Below are 300 nucleotides of genomic sequence, written 5' to 3'. Positions count from 1 at the left end.
GAGGACACCGAAACCAACGCCAACGTTTTTCAATATTCAGTCGGGGCCAAGTACGAATTCTGAAGGGCTGGAACGTCTTCTCCAGCCTTTTCAGGAAATCCGCAACTCAGAGTTTATGCTGAATGTGCCAGCAGCGATGAATTCGAGCGTTGCGCTGGAAATCCTTGTCCAGTGTATCCTTGCTGACCTCCAGTACTGCGTAATCCGCTTCAACACTGTCATCGAGTTTGAAACGCCGGAAGTTGTTAGAAAAGATCAATAAACCTTCAGACGTCAGTCTCTGCATGGCCTGGCTGATCA

At 48.7% G+C, this 300-nt stretch carries 1 protein-coding gene; it reads right to left on the bottom strand.

Annotated elements, in window-relative coordinates; translation table 11 throughout:
• Positions 1–106: 106 nt before the first annotated feature.
• Positions 107–300: hypothetical protein (locus tag E5Q11_RS17745; protein ID WP_135804737.1), on the bottom strand; the 194-nt coding region annotated here is incomplete at its 5' end.

This window comes from Marinobacter confluentis (genome assembly GCF_004785685.1).
GTDB classification, from domain to species: Bacteria; Pseudomonadota; Gammaproteobacteria; order Pseudomonadales; family Oleiphilaceae; genus Marinobacter; species Marinobacter confluentis.
The sequence above is the reverse complement of the archived record's forward strand: the minus strand, read 5'-3'. Positions and strand labels throughout refer to the sequence as shown.